Genomic DNA, 2,234 nt, shown 5'->3' with positions numbered 1-2,234 from the left:
CGAGTACTTCCTGGGGGCGGCCATGGTCGATGTTCCTCTCATGAGAACCATCTGACCCTCTGTCAACACACTCCGCATCTCGGGGGAACCTCAGTTCTCCCTGACGACCCCCGCCTGGCGCGTGGCCTACCAGGCCGACTACGACACCAAGGGCCTGGTCTACCGGCCCCGCGAGCAGGACGCCGTCATCATGGGCAGCAGTCCGACTGCCCAGCCGCAGCCGCTGGAGGAATGGCTCAACGCGCACCGGCCCGACCTGTTCCTGGAGGGCGACCGCCTCATCGACGACGAGGGCAAACTCATCGCCCCGCGCTACACCCGCCGCCCCTACGACCCGGCCCTGCTCACGCCGCTGGAGTGGCAGGGAGTGGACCTCAGCAAGGAGTCACAGAGGCCGGAGCGCCGCACCGACTCCATCCAGTACTACATGTCCGCCCATCTGCAGGCCACCAGCTCCTTCGATGTCCTCCTCGACGACGACGGCTCCGGCGAGGCTGCCGACCTGGTCGGCCTCAAGGTCGACGGCCGCTACCTGGACGTAACGCTCGTGCACTGCAAGTACTCCTCCAAACCCGCTCCCGGCACACGGGTCGGCGACCTGTACGAGGTGTGCGGCCAAGCCATGCGCAGCGCCAAGTGGCGGCGCCAGAACTCCCTGCCCCTGCTGGATCATCTCCACAGCCGGGCCGTGCAGTACGCCCGACGCACCGGCGGCATCTCACCTTACGAAGTCGGAGGGGCCAAGGAGCTGTTCACCATTCGTGACCAGGCACGCCTGCTGCGGCCCCGCTTCCACACAATCATCGTCCAGCCCGGCCTTCAGGCCCGTAAGGCCACCGACGAGCAACTCCTGCTCCTCGCGGGCGCGGAGAAGTTCGTCCGGGACACCAGCGCAGGCGACTTCACCGTCTACTGCAGTGCCTAGACCCACGGTTGGGAGGGCTGACGCTGTCGTCCGGACAGCCCCTGGGCGACGAACTCTGCAGGACTGCTGCCGTGCTTTGGATTGGCGTCCTGTTCCAGCAATGGGGTAATGGCTGCTCAATGTGCGAATTGTGCTAAGAACTCGTAACACGATCTTGCAGGCGTGCAGCGGCTGGTCGGGGTGCTGCACAGTAGGGTGCCGCTGCCTCTGCCAAGGTTCACAGGCTTCGCCGAAGTCATGCAGGGATGAAGCTCGGCCACCAAGGTGGGACGTTGCCCGGGCACAACGGTGCGGGGTAGGAGTCCGGCATGCCGAGCCATGTGACAAGGAACCAGGTGAGCCACAGGGTGAAGATGAGCCCTGCAGTCAGGGCGGTCCTGCGATGACGTCTTCCGATGGTGCTGTGCAGGATCACCCACGAAACCGCAGCGGCGATCCATATGAGAGGGACAAGAAACAGCAAGGTCATGCCATTGGTTACGCCGTTGCCGATGTCACATACAGCCCATGCATTCCCAATGGCAGCAGTGGACACCACTGCGGTCAGTCCACCGAAGAGGACCCCAAAGCCAGTTCCTCTGAACCAGCGGCTCGGAGGACTCGACGGCTCTGCTCCCACGATCATCTCCCCTCCTCGCCGTAGATGCGGAGAGTACCAACGCGCTGAAGCGGCCTGCTGGCGTCCTGGACTGCCCTGAGACCGGTCAGTCGTTCTTGGGCTTTCGAAGCCGTCGCCAGCAGATGAGGCTGCAGGCGAGGGAGACGAAGGCGTCGTGAAGTTCGGTGCGGCGTTCCCATCGCACGGCAAGGCGTTTGAAGTGGTGGAGCAGGGCGAAGGTCTGCTCCACGACGTAGCGGAGTTTGCCCAGGCCCTGGACGTTCGGTGCTCCTCTGCGGGGGATGACGGGCAGGATCCGGCGCTTGCGCAGTTCGAGGCGGTTGGCCTTGGAGTCGTAGCCCTTGTCGCCGAGCAGGGCGTCGGGGCGACGGCGTGGTCTGCCGGGACGGCCTGCGACGGGCGGGATGCCGTCGACGAGGGCGAGGGTCTGGGTGATGTCGTTGACGTTGGCCGCGGTGGTGATGACTTTGAGTGGGGTGCCGCGTCCGTCGCAGATCAGGTGGTGTTTGCTGCCCGTTTTCCGCCGGTCGACCGGCGACGGGCCGGTGTCGGGGCCCCCTTACTCGCGCGGATGTGGGAGCCATCCAAACACGCTCTAGGGCCTGTGTGATGTCGTGATCAGTCAGTTGCCTTCAGCAGGTCGTTGATCCAGATCATGGAGGCGCGGAGGTGGAGGCCTGCGAGGTAGCT

At 65.0% G+C, this 2,234-nt stretch carries 2 protein-coding genes; one reads left to right on the top strand and one right to left on the bottom strand.

Annotated elements, in window-relative coordinates; translation table 11 throughout:
- The first annotated feature begins 121 nt into the window (after positions 1–121).
- Positions 122–925 carry a hypothetical protein gene (locus ACIOKD_RS41995; protein ID WP_402093750.1) on the top strand — a complete coding sequence of 268 codons (804 nt, stop codon included), beginning with the start codon at positions 122–124 and terminating at the stop codon, positions 923–925.
- Between the two features lie 704 nt (positions 926–1,629).
- On the opposite strand, the gene ACIOKD_RS41990 is transcribed toward ACIOKD_RS41995, so the two are convergent.
- A complete protein-coding gene (locus ACIOKD_RS41990) occupies positions 1,630–2,040 on the bottom strand; it encodes a transposase (protein WP_402093752.1) in 411 nt (136 codons plus the stop codon).
- Positions 2,041–2,234 lie beyond the last annotated feature (194 nt).

It is taken from the genome of Streptomyces sp. NPDC087844 (assembly GCF_044742785.1).
Lineage (GTDB): Bacteria > Actinomycetota > Actinomycetes > Streptomycetales > Streptomycetaceae > Streptomyces.
Note: the sequence above shows the minus strand (reverse complement) of the source record. Positions and strands in the feature narration are given on the sequence as shown.